The organism is Streptomyces sp. NPDC127092 (assembly GCF_042722475.1).
Classification (GTDB): Bacteria; Actinomycetota; Actinomycetes; order Streptomycetales; family Streptomycetaceae; genus Streptomyces.
Genome location: NZ_JBHXFE010000402.1, coordinates 1 through 1,062, shown reverse-complemented (window position 1 = coordinate 1,062; position 1,062 = coordinate 1). Strand labels below are relative to the sequence as shown.

1 pseudogene is annotated in these 1,062 nt (G+C 70.7%); it reads left to right on the top strand.

From position 1 onward, the window contains the following. Positions 1–40 precede the first annotated feature (40 nt). A pseudogene (locus ACFWJO_RS40820) lies at positions 41–1,062 on the top strand (hypothetical protein); the annotation flags it as partial.

The following is a 1,062-nucleotide window of genomic DNA, read 5'->3' as shown; positions in this document are numbered from 1 at the left end:
CATCGAGGCCACATGGTCGGGAGACCCGCTGGATCGCGTCGTGCTCGAGGACCTGGTGGACGTCCTGCTCGACGCCGGGCACAGCAGCGCTGTGCTCGACACGTCCGCCGTCGCGGACCTCAGCGTGCCGCTGGCATGCGTGCTGCCCGAGGACGCCGTCTCCACGGGGCCGGCACCGGTCGCCGTGCGCCGCACGGACGGTGGTGGGGACGGCCGTCACGTGGTGGTCCGTCGCGGACTCTTCACGTCGGCATCGGGCGATGCTCCCGCGGTCGAGGCCTGCCGCGCGGCGACCGGACCGCTGCGGGTCGCAGTGGCGGGCCACGACCTCAAGTTCGCGGGAGAACTCCTGGACCGGCTCGCTGAGGACGGGCACGAGGTGCGTCTCGATCAGTGGGCGTCGCACCAGGACCATGATGAGGAGACCAGCCTCGCCCTGGTCGACTGGGCTGATGTCGTGATCTGCGAGTGGGGTCTCGGCAACGCGGTCTGGTACTCCCGTCACAAGCGTCCCGGCCAGGGCCTCATCGTCCGCGTGCACTCGCAGGAGCTGTTCCGGCCGAACTTCGCGCGCATGGCACTGTCCCAGGTGGACCGGTTCGTCTTCGTGGCCCCGCACATCCGGGACGCGGCGCGCCGCTTCCGTGGGGTCGGCGACCGGCCACACGAGGTGATCGCCAACATCGTTCGGGAGGGGTCTGAGGCGGAGCGGTCGCCGGAGTCGCGCTTCGTCCTCGGCCTGGTCGGCGTGGTCCCGCGGGGCAAGCGGCTGGACCGTGCCCTCGACGTGCTGGCCCGCCTTCGCGCGGAGGACGACCGCTACAGCCTGCGCATCAAGGGGCGCATGCCGAGCGACTATCCGTGGATGCTCGCCCGCGAGGACGAGATGGCCTACTACGAGCGGCAGTGGCGCCGCATCGAGACCGATCCGGCGCTCGCCGGGGCGGTGCATCTGGACGGCTTCTCGGCTGACCGAGACGAGCTCGATCGGTGGTACTCCGGGATCGGAGTCGCCCTGTCCGTCTCGGACTTCGAGTCCTTCCACTTCACCCTCGTCGACGG